The 15,542-nt window shown below is 71.5% G+C and carries 13 protein-coding genes; all 13 read left to right on the top strand.

Annotated features, from left to right (window positions below; all coding sequences use genetic code 11):
• The first annotated feature begins 2 nt into the window (after positions 1-2).
• The 13 genes from ACZ462_RS28445 to nuoN are packed head-to-tail and all read left to right on the top strand — an operon-like array spanning position 3 to position 15,475.
• Positions 3-557, top strand: a complete 555-nt coding sequence (locus tag ACZ462_RS28445) for a NuoB/complex I 20 kDa subunit family protein (protein WP_114053664.1) — start codon at positions 3-5, stop codon at positions 555-557.
• Positions 554-1,285, top strand: a complete 732-nt coding sequence (locus ACZ462_RS28450; RefSeq protein WP_467807079.1) for an NADH-quinone oxidoreductase subunit C — start codon at positions 554-556, stop codon at positions 1,283-1,285. The genes ACZ462_RS28445 and ACZ462_RS28450 overlap by 4 nt, the downstream gene beginning before the upstream one ends.
• Positions 1,285-2,610: an NADH-quinone oxidoreductase subunit D gene (locus ACZ462_RS28455; protein WP_114053666.1), complete on the top strand. Its 1,326-nt coding sequence runs from the start codon at positions 1,285-1,287 to the stop codon at positions 2,608-2,610. Before ACZ462_RS28450 ends, ACZ462_RS28455 begins: the two co-directional genes overlap by 1 nt.
• Positions 2,607-3,365: an NADH-quinone oxidoreductase subunit NuoE gene (gene nuoE / locus ACZ462_RS28460; protein ID WP_467807080.1), complete on the top strand. Its 759-nt coding sequence runs from the start codon at positions 2,607-2,609 to the stop codon at positions 3,363-3,365. The genes ACZ462_RS28455 and nuoE overlap by 4 nt, the downstream gene beginning before the upstream one ends.
• Positions 3,365-4,714: an NADH-quinone oxidoreductase subunit NuoF gene (nuoF, locus tag ACZ462_RS28465; RefSeq protein ID WP_467807082.1), complete on the top strand. Its 1,350-nt coding sequence runs from the start codon at positions 3,365-3,367 to the stop codon at positions 4,712-4,714. Before nuoE ends, nuoF begins: the two co-directional genes overlap by 1 nt.
• Positions 4,711-7,218: an NADH-quinone oxidoreductase subunit G gene (locus ACZ462_RS28470; RefSeq protein ID WP_467807084.1), complete on the top strand. Its 2,508-nt coding sequence runs from the start codon at positions 4,711-4,713 to the stop codon at positions 7,216-7,218. Before nuoF ends, ACZ462_RS28470 begins: the two co-directional genes overlap by 4 nt.
• Complete coding sequence (gene nuoH, locus ACZ462_RS28475) at positions 7,215-8,582, top strand: NADH-quinone oxidoreductase subunit NuoH (RefSeq protein ID WP_467807085.1); 1,368 nt, start codon at positions 7,215-7,217, stop codon at positions 8,580-8,582. Before ACZ462_RS28470 ends, nuoH begins: the two co-directional genes overlap by 4 nt.
• Positions 8,575-9,171 (top strand): NADH-quinone oxidoreductase subunit NuoI, encoded by a 597-nt coding sequence (gene nuoI / locus ACZ462_RS28480; protein WP_467807087.1) that lies wholly within the window; start codon positions 8,575-8,577, stop codon positions 9,169-9,171. Before nuoH ends, nuoI begins: the two co-directional genes overlap by 8 nt.
• Positions 9,168-9,980, top strand: a complete 813-nt coding sequence (locus ACZ462_RS28485; RefSeq protein ID WP_467807088.1) for an NADH-quinone oxidoreductase subunit J — start codon at positions 9,168-9,170, stop codon at positions 9,978-9,980. The genes nuoI and ACZ462_RS28485 overlap by 4 nt, the downstream gene beginning before the upstream one ends.
• A complete protein-coding gene (gene nuoK, locus ACZ462_RS28490; protein WP_189807950.1) occupies positions 9,977-10,276 on the top strand; it encodes an NADH-quinone oxidoreductase subunit NuoK in 300 nt (99 codons plus the stop codon). Before ACZ462_RS28485 ends, nuoK begins: the two co-directional genes overlap by 4 nt.
• A gap of 12 nt (positions 10,277-10,288) precedes the next feature.
• Complete coding sequence (gene nuoL / locus ACZ462_RS28495) at positions 10,289-12,229, top strand: NADH-quinone oxidoreductase subunit L (protein ID WP_467807090.1); 1,941 nt, start codon at positions 10,289-10,291, stop codon at positions 12,227-12,229.
• A 1-nt stretch (position 12,230) separates the two neighbouring features.
• On the top strand, positions 12,231-13,823 hold the full coding sequence (locus tag ACZ462_RS28500) for an NADH-quinone oxidoreductase subunit M (RefSeq protein WP_467807091.1): 1,593 nt from the start codon (positions 12,231-12,233) through the stop codon (positions 13,821-13,823).
• On the top strand, positions 13,820-15,475 hold the full coding sequence (nuoN, locus tag ACZ462_RS28505; protein ID WP_467807093.1) for an NADH-quinone oxidoreductase subunit NuoN: 1,656 nt from the start codon (positions 13,820-13,822) through the stop codon (positions 15,473-15,475). The genes ACZ462_RS28500 and nuoN overlap by 4 nt, the downstream gene beginning before the upstream one ends.
• Positions 15,476-15,542: the final 67 nt, after the last annotated feature.

A 15,542-nucleotide genomic window follows, 5' to 3' on the forward strand; every position in this document is an offset into this window, starting at 1 on the left:
CCATGGGACTGGAAGAAAAGCTGCCGAGCGGCTTCCTGCTGACCACCGTCGAGCAGGCCGCGGGATGGGTGCGCAAGGCGTCCGTCTTCCCCGCGACCTTCGGCCTGGCCTGCTGCGCCATCGAGATGATGACGACCGGAGCCGGCCGCTACGACCTCGCCCGCTTCGGCATGGAGGTCTTCCGCGGCTCGCCGCGCCAGGCCGACCTGATGATCGTCGCCGGCCGGGTCAGCCAGAAGATGGCGCCGGTGCTGCGGCAGGTCTACGACCAGATGCCCGCTCCCAAGTGGGTCATCTCCATGGGCGTCTGCGCATCGTCGGGCGGCATGTTCAACAACTACGCGATCGTGCAGGGCGTCGACCACATCGTCCCGGTGGACATCTACCTCCCCGGCTGCCCGCCCCGCCCCGAGATGCTCGTGGACGCGATCCTCAAGCTCCACCAGAAGATCCAGAGCTCCAAGCTCGGCGTGAACCGGGAGGAGGCGGCCCGCGAGGCGGAGGCCGCGGCCCTCAAGGCCCTGCCCACCATCGAGATGAAGGGGCTGCTCCGGTGAGCGACACCACCCCCGGCACCACCCCGGGCGACGACGGCGCCGTCCCCGCCCCCCGCGAGTCCGCCGGCCCCGAGGTGATCGGCGTGCGCAAGGGCATGTTCGGCGCCCGCGGCGGCGGCGACACCAGCGGCTACGGCGGCCTCGTCCGCACCGTCGCCCTGCCCGGCCCGAGCCACCGCCCCTACGGCTCCTACTTCGACGAGGTCGCCGACGAGCTCGAAGGCGCCCTGGAGGAACAGGGGCTCCTCCCCTCCAACGCCATCGAGAAGACGGTCGTCGACCGCGGCGAGCTCACCTTCCACGTCGCCCGCGAGCACCTCGTCCGCGTGGCCTCCACCCTCCGCGACGACCCCGCCCTGCGCTTCGAACTCTGCACCGGGGTCAGCGGCGTGCACTACCCCGGCGACCGCGGCCGCGAACTGCACGCCGTCTACCACCTGCGCTCGATCACCCACGGCCGCACCGTGCGGCTGGAGGCCTGCGCCCCCGACGCCGACCCGCACATCCCCTCGCTGGTCTCCGTCTACCCGACCAACGACTGGCACGAGCGCGAGGCGTACGACTTCTTCGGGCTGGTCTTCGACGGCCACCCGGCCCTCACGCGGATCATGATGCCGGACGACTGGCAGGGCTTCCCGCAGCGCAAGGACTACCCCCTCGGCGGCATCCCCGTCGAGTACAAGGGCGCCCAGATCCCGGCTCCCGACCAGCGGAGGTCGTACAGCTGATGTCCACGAACCACCACGCGGCGTCCCGCGAGACCACCGAGGGCACCGTCTACACCGTCACCGGCGGCGACTGGGACGAGGTCGTCCGCTCCGCGGCCAAGGCCGACGACGAGCGCATCGTCGTCAACATGGGGCCGCAGCACCCCTCCACCCACGGCGTGCTCCGGCTCATCCTGGAGATCGACGGCGAGACGGTCACCGAGGCCCGCTGCGGCATCGGCTACCTGCACACCGGCATCGAGAAGAACCTCGAATTCCGGAACTGGACGCAGGGCACCACCTTCGTGACGCGCATGGACTACCTCACGCCCTTCTTCAACGAGACGGCGTACTGCCTCGGCGTCGAGAAGCTCCTCGGCATCACCGACCAGGTCCCCGACCGCGCCACCGTCATCCGCGTCCTGCTGATGGAACTCAACCGGCTCTCCTCGCACCTGGTGTGCATCGCCACCGGAGGCATGGAACTCGGCGCCACCACGATCATGATCTACGGCTTCCGCGACCGCGAGCTGATCCTCGACATCTTCGAGCTGATCACCGGCCTGCGCATGAACCACGCGTTCATCCGCCCCGGCGGCCTCGCCCAGGACCTGCCCCCCGGCGCCGTCGACCAGCTCCGCGACTTCCTGAAGACCATGAAGAAGAACCTGCCGGAGTACGACAAGCTCGCCACCGGCAACCCCATCTTCAAGGCCCGCATGCAGGACGTCGGCTACCTCGACCTCACCGGCTGCATGGCCCTCGGCGCCACCGGCCCCATCCTGCGCTCCGCCGGCCTGCCGCACGACCTGCGCAAGGCCGACCCCTACTGCGGTTACGAGACCTACGAGTTCGACGTCCCCACCACGGAGACGTGCGACTCGTACGGGCGGTTCCTGATCCGCCTGGAGGAGATGCGGCAGTCCCTGCGGATCGTCGAGCAGTGCCTGGACCGGCTGGAGCCCGGCCCCGTCATGGTCGCCGACAAGAAGATCGCCTGGCCGGCGCAGCTCGCCCTCGGCCCCGACGGCCTCGGCAACTCCCTCGACCACATCAAGAACATCATGGGCACCTCCATGGAGGCACTCATCCACCACTTCAAGCTGGTGACCGAGGGCTTCCGCGTTCCGGCGGGCCAGGCCTACGCCGCCGTCGAGTCCCCCAAGGGCGAACTCGGCGTCCACGTCGTCTCCGACGGCGGGACCCGCCCCTACCGGGTCCACTTCCGCGACCCGTCCTTCACCAACCTCCAGGCCATGGCGGCGATGTGCGAGGGCGGCCAGGTCGCCGACGTCATCGTCGCCGTCGCCTCCATCGACCCCGTGATGGGAGGCGTCGACCGATGACAGCCAGCCCCGCCCGTCGAGAGGTGAGCCTGGGCATGCCCCAGCCGCCCGCCCCCGACTACCCGGCCGAGGTGCGCGAGCGGCTCGCCGCGGACGCCGCGCAGATCGTCGCCCGCTACCCCGACAGCCGCTCCGCCCTCCTGCCGCTGCTCCACCTCACCCAGTCCGAGGAGGGCCACGTCTCCCGCACCGGCATCCGGTTCTGCGCGGAGACCCTCGGCCTGACCACCGCCGAGGTCACCGCCGTCGCCACCTTCTACACCATGTACCGGCGGAAGCCCTCGGGCGACTACCAGGTCGGCGTCTGCACCAACACCCTGTGCGCGGTCATGGGCGGCGACGCCATCTTCGAGGAGCTCCAGGAGCACCTCGGCATCGGCAACAACGAGACCACCCCCGACGGCAAGGTCACCCTCGAACACATCGAGTGCAACGCGGCCTGCGACTACGCGCCCGTCGTGATGGTGAACTGGGAGTTCTTCGACAACCAGACCCCCGAGTCCGCCAAGGCCCTCGTCGACGACCTCCGCGCCGGCCGCCCCGTCGAGCCGACCCGCGGCGCGCCGCTGTGCACGTACAAGGAGACCGCCCGGATCCTCGCCGGCTTCCCCGACGAGCGCCCCGGCGCCGTGGAGGCGGGCGGCGGCGCCGGACCCGCCTCCCTGATCGGACTGCGCATCGCGCGCGGCGAAGCCCCGGACCAGGGGCGCATCGTGCACCCGCGGGCCGCTGCGACCGGCGAGGAGGGGGAGTGATGACGGTGGCGACCGCCATGCACGAGAACGGTACGAGCCCGGAGAAGCTGCTGGCCCCCGTCCTGTCGGCGTTCTGGGACGAGCCGCGGTCGTGGACGCTGGAGACCTACCGGCGCCACGACGGCTACGAGGGGCTGCGCAAGGCCCTCGCGATGACCCCCGACGAGGTCATCGCCTACGTGAAGGACTCGGGGCTGCGCGGCCGCGGCGGCGCCGGCTTCCCCACCGGGATGAAGTGGCAGTTCATCCCGCAGGGCGACGGCAAGCCGCACTACCTCGTCGTCAACGCCGACGAGTCCGAGCCGGGCACCTGCAAGGACATCCCGCTCCTCTTCGCCAACCCGCACTCCCTCATCGAGGGCATGGTCATCGCCTGCTACGCGATCCGCTCCGAGCACGCCTTCATCTACCTGCGCGGCGAGGTCGTGCCCGTCCTGCGCCGCCTGCACGAGGCGGTGCGCGAGGCGTACGGCGCCGGCTACCTCGGCAAGGACGTCCTCGGCAGCGGGATGGACCTCGACATCACCGTCCACGCGGGGGCGGGCGCCTACATCTGCGGCGAGGAGACGGCGCTGCTCGACTCCCTCGAAGGCCGCCGCGGCCAGCCCCGGCTCCGGCCGCCCTTCCCCGCTGTCGAGGGCCTCTACGCCTGCCCCACCGTCGTGAACAACGTCGAGTCCATCGCCTCGGTTCCCGCGATCCTCCACCGCGGCAAGGACTGGTTCAGGGCGATGGGCACCGAGAAGTCCCCCGGCTTCACCCTCTACTCGCTGTCCGGGCACGTCGCCGGCCCCGGCCAGTACGAGGCCCCGCTCGGGATCACCCTGCGCCAGCTCCTCGACATGAGCGGCGGCATGCGCCCCGGCCACCGGCTGAAGTTCTGGACCCCCGGCGGCTCCTCCACCCCGATGTTCACCGACGAGCACCTCGACGTCCCCCTCGACTACGAGGGCGTCGGCGCGGCCGGCTCGATGCTCGGCACCAAGGCGCTCCAGTGCTTCGACGAGACGACCTGCGTGGTGCGCGCCGTGACCCGGTGGACCGAGTTCTACGCCCACGAGTCGTGCGGCAAGTGCACCCCCTGCCGCGAGGGCACCTACTGGCTGGTCCAGCTGCTGCGCGACATCGAGGCAGGCAAGGGCGCCATGGCCGACCTCGACAAGCTCCAGGACATCGCCGACAACATCAACGGCAAGTCGTTCTGCGCGCTCGGCGACGGCGCCGCCAGCCCGATCTTCTCCTCGCTCAAGTACTTCCGCGACGAGTACGAGCAGCACGTCACGGGCAAGGGCTGCCCCTTCGACCCCAGGAAGTCGGTCCTCTGGGCCGACACGGAGGTGAACGCATGACCGTCACCACGAATGCCCCCACCGGTGGCGGAGGGGCCGCCGTGCCCCCGGAGGACCTGGTCTCGCTGACCATCGACGGCGTCGAGCTGTCGGTGCCCAAGGGGACCCTCGTCATCCGCGCCGCCGAGCAGATCGGGGTGGAGATCCCCCGCTTCTGCGACCACCCCCTGCTCGACCCGGTCGGCGCCTGCCGGCAGTGCATCGTCGAGGTGGAGGGCCAGCGCAAGCCGATGGCGTCCTGCACCATCACCTGCACCGACGGGATGGTCGTCCGGACGCAGCTGACCTCCCCCGTCGCGGAGAAGGCCCAGCGCGGGGTGATGGAGCTGCTGCTCATCAACCACCCGCTGGACTGCCCGGTCTGCGACAAGGGCGGCGAGTGCCCGCTGCAGAACCAGGCGATGTCGCACGGCAACGCCGACTCCCGCTTCGAGGGCCGCAAGCGCACCTACGAGAAGCCGGTGCCGATCTCCACGCAGGTCCTTCTCGACCGGGAGCGGTGCGTGCTGTGCGCCCGCTGCACCCGCTTCTCCACGCAGGTCGCCGGCGACCCGATGATCGAGCTGCTGGAGCGGGGCGCGCTCCAGCAGGTCGGCACCGGCGAGGGAGACCCGTTCCAGTCGTACTTCTCCGGGAACACCATCCAGATCTGCCCGGTCGGCGCCCTCACCTCGGCCGCGTACCGGTTCCGCTCCCGCCCCTTCGACCTCGTCTCCTCCCCGAGCGTGTGCGAGCACTGCGCGGGCGGCTGCGCGACCCGCACCGACCACCGGCGCGGCAAGGTGATGCGCCGCATGGCCGCCGAGGACCCCGAGGTCAACGAGGAGTGGATCTGCGACAAGGGCCGCTTCGCGTTCCGGTACGCGCAGCGCCCCGACCGGCTGACCACGCCCCTGGTCCGGAACGCCGACGGGGTCCTGGAGCCGGTGAGCTGGCCCGAGGCGCTCGCCGCCGCCGCGGCCGGGCTGTCGGCGGCGCGCGGCCGCGCCGGCGTGCTGACCGGCGGGCGGCTGACCGTCGAGGACGCCTACGCGTACGCCAAGTTCGCGCGGGTCGTCCTCGACACCAACGACATCGACTTCCGGGCCCGCGTGCACAGCGCGGAGGAGGCCGACTTCCTGGGCGCGGAGGTCGCGGGCCGCGGCGTCGACCTCGACGGGCAGGGCCTCTCGTACGCCGGGCTGGAAGCGGCGCCGGCGGTGCTGCTCGTCGGCATCGAGGCGGAGGAGGAGGCCCCCGGCGTCTTCCTGCGGCTGCGCAAGGCCTTCCGCAAGCGCCGCCAGCGGACCTTCGCCCTGGCCCCGTTCGCCACGCGCGGCCTGGCCAAGGCGGGCGGCACCCTGCTGGCCGCCGCCCCGGGCACCGAGCCCGAGTGGCTGGACGCACTCGCCTCCCGCACCGGCCTGGAGCAGGGCGGCGACGCCGCCGCCGAAGCGCTGCGCGAGCCCGGCGCGGTCATCGTCGTCGGGGAGCGCCTCGGGGGCGTGCCCGGCGGGCTGACCGCGGCGGTCCGGGCGGCCGCCGCGACCGGGGCCCGGCTGGTGTGGATCCCGCGGCGGGCCGGCGAGCGCGCCGCGATCGAGGCGGGCGCCCTGCCGTCGCTGCTGCCCGGCGGCCGCCCGGCCACGGACCCGCGGGCCCGCGGGGAGGTCGCGGCCGCGTGGGGGCTCCAGGAGCTCCCGCACCGCTACGGCCGCGACACCGGGCAGATCGTCGAGGCCGCGGCCGGCGGCGAGCTGACCGCGCTGCTCGTCGCGGGCGTGGAGGTCGACGACCTGCCCGACCCCGAGCGGGCGCGGACCGCGCTGCGGGAGGCGTTCACGGTCTCCCTGGAGCTGCGGCCCGGCGAGGTCACCGACCACGCCGACGTGGTCCTGCCGGTCGCGGCCGTCGCCGAGAAGGCCGGCGCGTTCGTCAACTGGGAGGGCCGCCTGCGGCCGTTCGAGGCCGCGCTCAAGCCCGACCAGATGACCCGCCCCCTCGCCCCGGCCGACTCCCGCGTCCTGCACATGCTGGCCGACGCCGCGGACCGGCCGCTGGGCCTGCCCGACGTGCACGCCGTACGCCGGGAGATCGACCGGCTCGGCCGGTGGACCGGCGAGCGCGCCTCGGCGCAGCCCGGCTCGCCGACTGCCCTGCCGCGGCCCGCGGCCGGGGAGGCGGTCCTCGCCGGGCACCGGCTGCTCCTCGACCTCGGCCGGCTCCAGGAGGGCGACGACGCCCTGGCCGGCACCCGGCACGAGGCGACCGCCCGGCTCTCCGCGGCCACCGCGGCCGAGACGGGCGTCAAGGACGGCGACGCCCTCGCGGTGACCGGCCCGTCCGGGACCGTCGAACTCCCGCTGCGGATCACGGAGATGCCCGACCGGGTGGTCTGGCTCCCGCTGAACTCCACCGGCTCGGGCGTGCGCGCCGACACCGGCGCCCTGCCGGGCACCCTCGTACGGATCGGCCCGGCGACCCCGGCCGGCGCAGGCGGCACCACTGCGGAGGTGGGAGCGTGAACGCGGTACTGCTCGCTGCCGAGGACCTGTCGCTGTTCGGCAGGGATCCCTGGTGGCTGGTCCTCGTCAAGGCGGTGTTCTGCTTCGCCTTCCTGATGGTGACCGTCCTGTTCTCCATCGTGTGGGAGCGCAAGGTCGTCGCCTGGATGCAGCTGCGCATCGGCCCGAACCGGCACGGCCCCTGGGGCATGCTCCAGTCGCTCGCCGACGGCGTGAAGCTGATGCTGAAGGAGGACATCGTCGTCAAGCGCGCCGACAAGGTCGTCTACGTGCTGGCGCCGATCGTCGCGGCGATCCCCGCCTTCATGGCGATCGCGGTGATCCCGTTCGGGCCCCCCGGCGACGAGGTGTCGATCTTCGGGCAGCGCACCACGATGCAGCTGACCGACCTGCCGATCGCGATGCTGTACATCCTCGCCGTCGCCTCCGTCGGCATCTACGGCATCGTGCTCGCCGGCTGGTCCTCGGGCTCGACGTACCCGCTGCTCGGCGGGCTGCGGTCCTGCGCCCAGATGATCAGCTACGAGATCGCGATGGGTGCGGCGTTCGCCTCGGTGTTCCTCTACTCCGGGTCGATGTCGACCTCCGCGATCGTGGAGGCGCAGGCGGACCGCTGGTTCATCGTGCTGCTGCCGGTGTCGTTCATCATCTACGTGGTGACGATGGTCGGCGAGACCAACCGGGCGCCGTTCGACATGCCGGAGTCCGAGGGCGACCTCGTCGGCGGCTTCAACACCGAGTACTCGTCCATCAAGTTCGCGATGTTCATGCTGGCCGAGTACGTCAACATGGTCACCGTCTCGGCCGTCTCGGTCACCCTGTTCCTGGGCGGCTGGCGGGCCCCGTACCCGGTCAGCAGCTTCTGGGAGGGCGCCAACCACGGCTGGTGGCCGCTGCTCTGGTTCGTGGTCAAGGTGCAGCTGCTGCTGTTCTTCTTCATCTGGCTGCGCGGCACCCTGCCCCGCGTCCGCTACGACCAGCTGATGAAGCTCGGCTGGAAGGTCCTCATCCCTGTCTCGCTGCTGTGGCTGATGCTCGTGGCGACGGTGCGGGCGCTGCGCAACGAGGCGTACGACTTCTCCCAGATCGTCCTGTACGTCGGCGGCGCGGTCGTCGCGGTCCTGCTGCTGTCCTTCGTCGCGGACCTCTTCCGCGACCGGCGGGAGAAGGCCGCCGCCGCGGAGGCCGCCGCCCCGGCGGACGAGCCGTTCGACCCGCTCGCGGGCGGGTTCCCCGTACCGCCCAAGCCCGGCCAGCACCTGGCCCCCGTACCGCGCCGGCGGCCCCGCCGGGAGCGGGAGCTGATCGCCAGCGGCGGGGCGAACACCGACAGCGACCGAGAGGAGGGTGCGGAGAATGCCTGACGAGCAGTGGCAGAACCCGGTGGCCGGCTTCGGCGTGACCTTCAAGGCCATGTTCAAGAAGCGCCTCACCGAGCAGTACCCCGAGCAGCAGAAGACGACCGCACCGCGTTTCCACGGACGGCACCAGCTCAACCGGCACCCGGACGGCCTGGAGAAGTGCATCGGGTGCGAGCTGTGCGCGTGGGCCTGCCCCGCGGACGCCATCTACGTGGAGGGCGCGGACAACACGGAGGAGGAGCGCTACTCCCCGGGTGAGCGCTACGGCCGCGTCTACCAGATCAACTACGCCCGCTGCATCCTGTGCGGGCTGTGCATCGAGGCGTGCCCGACGCGGGCGCTGACCATGACGAACGAGTTCGAACTGGCCGACGCCAGCCGCGAGTCGCTCATCTACACCAAGGAGGAGCTGCTCGCCGGACTGACCGAGGGCATGGTCGAGGCGCCCCACGCCATGTACCCCGGCACGGACGAGCAGGACTACTACCGCGGCCGGGTGACGGAGGCGGCCCCCGGCACCGAGCGGCAGACCGCCGCGTCCAAGGGCGAGGCCCCGCAGGACAGGGGCGCCGCCGAGGGGGTGGGGGCATGAGCGCGGTCGCCGCCGCGGCATCGGCCGCCTCCACCGGCGAGGCGGTCCAGTTCTGGATCCTCGGCACGGTCGCCGTGATCGGCGCGCTGGCGACGATCCTGATGAAGAAGGCCGTGCACAGTGCGCTGAGCCTCGCCGGGACGATGATCATCCTGGCGGTGTTCTACCTCGCGAACGGGGCGTACTTCCTCGGCGTCGTCCAGGTGATCGTCTACACCGGCGCGATCATGATGCTGTTCCTCTTCGTGGTCATGCTGGTCGGCGTCACCGCCGCCGACTCCCTGAAGGAGACCATCAGGGGCCAGCGCTGGCTGGCCGTCCTGTGCGGGCTGGGCTTCGGCATCCTGCTCATCGCGGGCATCGGCAGCGCCTCCCTCCAGCACTTCAACGGGCTGGGCCGGGCCAACTCGGCCGGGCACGTGGAGGGCCTCGCCGCGCTGATCTTCACCCGGTACGTCTTCGCCTTCGAACTCACCGGCGCGCTGCTGATCACCGCCGCCGTCGGCGCGATGGTGCTCACCCACCGCGAGCGCACCGAGCGGGCCGCGACGCAGCGCGAGCTGTCCGAACGGCGCATCCGCGAGGGCGTCCAGCTCCCGCCGCTGCCCGCGCCCGGCGTGTACGCCCGGCACAACGCGGTCGACGTGCCCGGCCTGCTCCCGGACGGCACCCCCTCGGAGCTCACCGTCAGCAAGACGCTCCGCGCCCGCGGCCAGGTCCGCGACGTCTCCGGCGAGGCGCTCGCCGACCTCAAGGCGCTGGAGCGGCGCTCCGCGGAGCGGCTCGGCCGTGAGGAGGCCTCGCAGTGAACCCGGTCAACTACCTCTACCTCGCGGCCCTGCTGTTCACCATCGGCGCCGCGGGCGTGCTGATCCGGCGCAACACGATCGTGCTGTTCATGTGCGTCGAGCTGATGCTCAACGCCTGCAACCTGGCGTTCGTCGCGTTCTCCCGGATGCACGGCAACCTCGACGGCCAGATCATCGCGTTCTTCACGATGGTCGTCGCCGCCGCCGAGGTCGTGGTGGGCCTCGCGATCATCGTGTCGCTGTTCCGTACCCGCCACTCGGCCTCGGTCGACGACGCCAGCCTGATGAAGCTGTAAGGGGCGTACACAGTGGAGAATCTGATTGCGCTGCTCGTGGCGGCGCCCCTGCTCGGAGCGGCGGTGCTGCTGTGCGGCGGCCGGCGCCTCGACAGGGCCGGGCACTGGCTCGGCACCCTGCTCGCGGCCGTCTCGTTCGGCATCGGCGCCGCCTTGTTCGCCGACATGCTGGGCCGCAGCGCCGACGACCGGACCATGCGCCAGTACCTGTACAGCTGGATCCCGGTGGAGGGCTTCCAGGCGGACATCGCCTTCCAGCTGGACCAGCTGTCAATGACGTTCGTCCTGCTCATCAGCGGCGTCGGCACGCTGATCCACGTGTACTCGATCGGGTACATGGAGCACGACGAGCGCCGCCGGCGCTTCTTCGGCTACCTCAACCTGTTCCTCGCGGCGATGCTGCTGCTCGTCCTCGCCGACAACTACCTGCTGCTGTACGTCGGATGGGAGGGCGTCGGCCTCGCCTCGTACCTGCTCATCGGCTTCTGGCAGCACAAGCCCAGCGCGGCGACCGCCGCGAAGAAGGCCTTCCTGGTCAACCGGGTCGGCGACATGGGCCTGTCCGTCGCGATCATGCTGATGTTCACCACGTTCGGCACGTTCGCGTTCCGGCCGGTGCTGGCCTCGGCCGGCGAGACCTCCGAGGGCATGCTGACGGCGATCGGGCTGATGCTGCTGCTCGCCGCGTGCGGCAAGTCGGCGCAGGTGCCGCTGCAGTCCTGGCTCGGGGACGCGATGGAGGGCCCGACGCCCGTCTCGGCCCTCATCCACGCGGCGACGATGGTCACCGCCGGCGTCTACCTGATCGTCCGCTCCGGCGCGATCTTCAACGGCGCGCCGGACGCGCAGCTCGTCACGGCGATCGTCGGAGCGGTCACGCTGATCTTCGGTGCCGTCGTCGGTTGCGCGAAGGACGACATCAAGAAGGCGCTGGCCGGGTCGACGATGTCGCAGATCGGCTACATGGTCCTCGCGGCCGGCCTCGGCCCGATCGGCTACGTGTTCGCGATCATGCACCTGGTCACGCACGGCTTCTTCAAGGCCGGCCTCTTCCTCGGCGCCGGCTCCGTCATGCACGGCATGAACGACGAGGTCGACATGCGCAAGTACGGCGGCCTGCGCCGCTACATGCCGGTCACCTTCGTCACGTTCGGCCTCGGCTACCTCGCCATCATCGGCTTCCCCGGCCTGTCCGGCTTCTTCTCCAAGGACCGGATCATCGAGGCGGCCTTCGCCAAGGGCGGCACCGAGGGCTGGATCCTCGGCTCGGTCGCCCTGCTCGGCGCGGCCATCACCGCGTTCTACATGACCCGGGTCATGCTGATGACCTTCTTCGGCGAGAAGCGCTGGCAGCCGGCGCCCGACGCGGACACCGCCGCGGACGTGGAGCCGTCCGCCGGGCACCGCCCCGGCGAGCTGCCGCACCCGCACGAGTCCCCGAAGTCCATGACCGTCCCGATGATCCTGCTGGCCTTCGGGTCCGTCTTCGCCGGCGGGTTCTTCGCCATCGGCGACCGGTTCCTGAACTGGCTGGAGCCGGTCACCGGGTACGAGCACGGGCACCCGCCGGTCAGCGCCCTCACGGTCACGCTGGCCACCATGGCCGTCCTCGTCGTCGGCGTCGCGGTCGCCTGGGCGATGTACGGCCGCCGGCCGGTCCCCGTGACCGCCCCGCGCGGCAGCCTGCTCACCCGGGCCGCCCGCCGCGACCTGCTCCAGGACGACTTCAACCACGTCGTGCTGGTGCGCGGCGGGGAGCACCTGACCCGCTCGCTCGTCTACGTCGACCACAGCCTGGTCGACGGCGTGGTCAACGGGACGGCGGCCTCGGTCGGCGGCCTGTCCGGCCGGCTCCGCAAGCTGCAGAACGGCTACGCCCGCAGCTATGCGGTCTCGATGTTCGGAGGCACGGCGATCCTCATCGCCGCGACCCTGCTGATGAGGGCGGTGTGAGATGGATTTCCCGCTTCTGACGGTGACGGCCGCGGTGCCCGCGGCCGGCGCGGTCCTCACGGCGGCCGTCCCGGCCGCCCGCCGGACCGCCGCCAAGTGGCTGGCGCTGCTGTTCTCGCTGGCCACGCTCGCCCTGGCGGGGCTCGTCGCGGCCCGCTTCGAGCCGGGCGGCGAGCGCTACCAGCTCACCGAGTCCCACGCGTGGATCGCCGACTTCGGGGTCCGCTACGAGCTGGGCGTCGACGGCATCGGCGTCGCACTGATCGGGCTGACCGCCCTGCTGGTGCCGTTCGTCATCGCCGCCGGCTGGAAGGACGCCGACCCGCTGGAGACCCGGTCGCCGCGGTGGCGGCCCACGCAGGGCTTCTTCGCCCTGATCCTGCTGGTCGAGGCAATGGTGATCATCTCGTTCGAGGCCACCGACGTCTTCCTCTTCTACATCTTCTTCGAAGCCATGCTCATCCCGATGTACTTCCTCATCGGCGGCTTCGGGGACCGGGCGCACGCCGGGACCGACGAGAACGCCGCCGCGCAGCGCTCGTACGCGGCGGTCAAGTTCCTCCTCTACAACCTGGCCGGCGGCCTCATCATGCTGGCCGCGGTGATCGGCCTGTACGTGGTCGCGGGGAACTTCTCCCTCCAGGAGATCACCGCCGCGCGGGCCGCGGGCACCCTGGACATGGCGACCAACACCGAGCGGCTGCTCTTCCTCGGCTTCTTCTTCGCGTTCGCGGTGAAGGCGCCGCTGTGGCCGCTGCACACCTGGCTGCCGAACGCGATGGGCGAGGCCACCGCCCCGGTCGCCGTGCTGATCACCGCCGTCGTCGACAAGGTCGGCACCTTCGCGATGCTCCGCTTCTGCCTCGGCCTCTTCCCCGAGGCGAGCAAGTGGGCCACCCCGGTCGTCCTCGTCCTGGCGCTGGTCAGCATCGTCTACGGCGCGCTCCTCGCGGTCGGGCAGCGGGACATCAAGCGGCTGATCGCGTACGCGTCGATCTCGCACTTCGGATTCATCGTCCTGGGCATCTTCGCGATGACCTCCCAGGGCCAGTCGGGCGCGACGCTGTACATGGTCAACCACGGGCTGTCGACGGCGGCGCTGATGCTCGTCGCCGGGTTCCTGATCTCCCGGCGCGGCTCGCGGCTCATCGCCGACTACGGCGGGGTGCAGAAGGTGGCGCCGGTACTGGCGGGCACGTTCCTGGTCGGCGGCCTCGCGACGCTGTCGCTGCCCGGGCTAGCGCCGTTCGTCAGCGAGTTCCTCGTCCTGGTCGGCACGTTCTCCCGGTACCCGGTCGCCGGCATCGTCGCCACCCTCGGCATCGTCCTCGCGGCGCTGTACACGCTGGTGCTGTACCAGCGGACGATGACCGGGCCGGTGAAGGAGGAGGTCCGCCGCATGCCGGACCTGCGGCCGCGCGAGCTCCTCGTGGTCGCCCCGCTGATCGCCCTGCTGATCGGGCTGGGCGTGTACCCGAAGCCGCTGACCGAGATCGTCAACCCGGCGGTGGAGCACACCATGTCCGACGTGAAGCAGAAGGACCCCAAGCCCGAGGTGGCGGTCGGGGCCGAGAACGGGGAGGCGGGCCAGTGAGCACCGCAACTGCTGCCCACGGCCTGTGGGCGCTCGCCGCGCAGGCGCCGGCCGAGCGGATCCCGGCCCCGCACATCGAGTACGCGCAGCTGTCGCCCACGCTGATCGTGGTGGGCGCGGCGATCCTCGGCATCCTCGTCGAGGCGTTCGTGCCGCGCCGCGGCCGCTACCCGGTCCAGGTGTTCCTCGCTGCCGCCGCGCTCGCCTCCGCGTTCGCGGCGGTCGTCGGGCTCGCCGCCGGCGGGCACGCGGGGGAGAAGGCGCAGATCGCGGCGATGGGGGCCGTCGCCGTCGACGGCCCGGCCCTCTTCCTCCAGGGCACGATCCTGCTGGCGTCGCTCGTCGCGGTGTTCACGTTCGCCGAGCGGCGCCTGGACCCGGCCGCGCACGGCAGCCGGGTGGACTCCTTCGCGGCGCAGGCGGCGTCCGTACCGGGCAGCGACAGCGAGAAGGCCGCGGTGAAGGCGGGGTTCACCACCACCGAGGTGTTCCCGCTGGCGATGTTCGCCGTCGCCGGCATGCTGATCTTCCCCGCGGCCAACGACCTGCTGACGCTGTTCGTGGCCCTGGAGGTGTTCTCGCTGCCGCTGTACCTGCTCTGCGCCGTGGCCCGCCGCCACCGGCTGATGTCGCAGGAGGCCGCGGTGAAGTACTTCCTGCTGGGCGCCTTCTCGTCGGCGTTCCTCCTCTTCGGCATCGCGCTGCTCTACGGCTACGCGGGCTCCGTCTCGTACGCGGCCATCGCCGACGTGGTGGACGGCACCGTCGCCCACATGGACCCGGCCCTCGCCGACACCATGGGCAACGACGCGCTGCTGCTGATCGGCGGGGCGCTGGTGCTGACGGGGCTGCTGTTCAAGGTGGGTGCGGTGCCGTTCCACATGTGGACCCCGGACGTCTACCAGGGCGCCCCGACGCCGGTGACGGGCTTCATGGCCGCGGCGACCAAGGTGGCCGCGTTCGGCGCGCTGCTGCGCCTGCTGTACGTGGTGCTGCCGGGGCTGCGGTGGGACTGGCGGCCGGTGATGTGGGGTGTGGCGATCGTGACGATGCTGGCGGGTGCGGTGATCGCGGTGACGCAGACCGACGTCAAGCGCCTGCTGGCGTACTCGTCGATCGCGCACGCAGGGTTCATCCTGGCCGGTGTCATCGCGACGTCGGCGGAGGGCATCCAGTCGGTGCTCTTCTACCTGGGCGCGTACGCCTTCGTCACGATCGGCGCCTTCGCCGTGGTCACGCTGGTCCGCGACGCGGGCGGCGAGGCGACCCACCTGTCGAAGTGGGCCGGGCTCGGGCGGCGTTCGCCGCTGACGGCGGCGGTCTTCGCGGTGTTCCTGCTGGCCTTCGCGGGCATCCCGCTGACCTCCGGGTTCTCCGGGAAGTTCGCGGTGTTCAAGGCGGCGGCGGAGGGCGGCGCGGGAGCGCTGGTCGTGGTCGGCGTCATCTCGTCCGCGATCGCCGCGTTCTTCTACATCCGGGTGATCGTCCTGATGTTCTTCAGCGAGCCGAAGGCGGACGGGCCGACCGTGGCCGTGCCGTCGCCGCTGACGATGACGACGATCGCGGTCGGCGTGGCGGTCACGCTGGTGCTGGGCCTCGCGCCGCAGTACTTCCTGGACCTGGCGGGACAGGCGAGCACGTTCGTGCGCTGACCGGTTGTCGGGTGGATGCGCCGGGGCCCGGCTCCCTTCGGGGGAGCCGGGCCCCGGTGTGTGTCTG

The organism is Streptomyces sp. NPDC031121 (assembly GCF_055570615.1).

What these genes read in the sequence shown, in the direction of transcription:
- nuoI (WP_467807087.1), top strand. Translation starts at nt 8,575, where the DNA reads ATGCCTGACGAGCAGTGGCAGAACCCGGTGGCCGGCTTCGGCGTGACC.
- nuoF (WP_467807082.1), top strand. Translation starts at nt 3,365, where the DNA reads ATGACGGTGGCGACCGCCATGCACGAGAACGGTACGAGCCCGGAGAAG.
- ACZ462_RS28455 (WP_114053666.1), top strand. Translation starts at nt 1,285, where the DNA reads ATGTCCACGAACCACCACGCGGCGTCCCGCGAGACCACCGAGGGCACC.
- ACZ462_RS28470 (WP_467807084.1), top strand. Translation starts at nt 4,711, where the DNA reads ATGACCGTCACCACGAATGCCCCCACCGGTGGCGGAGGGGCCGCCGTG.
- ACZ462_RS28500 (WP_467807091.1), top strand. Translation starts at nt 12,231, where the DNA reads ATGGATTTCCCGCTTCTGACGGTGACGGCCGCGGTGCCCGCGGCCGGC.
- nuoE (WP_467807080.1), top strand. Translation starts at nt 2,607, where the DNA reads ATGACAGCCAGCCCCGCCCGTCGAGAGGTGAGCCTGGGCATGCCCCAG.
- ACZ462_RS28485 (WP_467807088.1), top strand. Translation starts at nt 9,168, where the DNA reads ATGAGCGCGGTCGCCGCCGCGGCATCGGCCGCCTCCACCGGCGAGGCG.
- ACZ462_RS28445 (WP_114053664.1), top strand. Translation starts at nt 3, where the DNA reads ATGGGACTGGAAGAAAAGCTGCCGAGCGGCTTCCTGCTGACCACCGTC.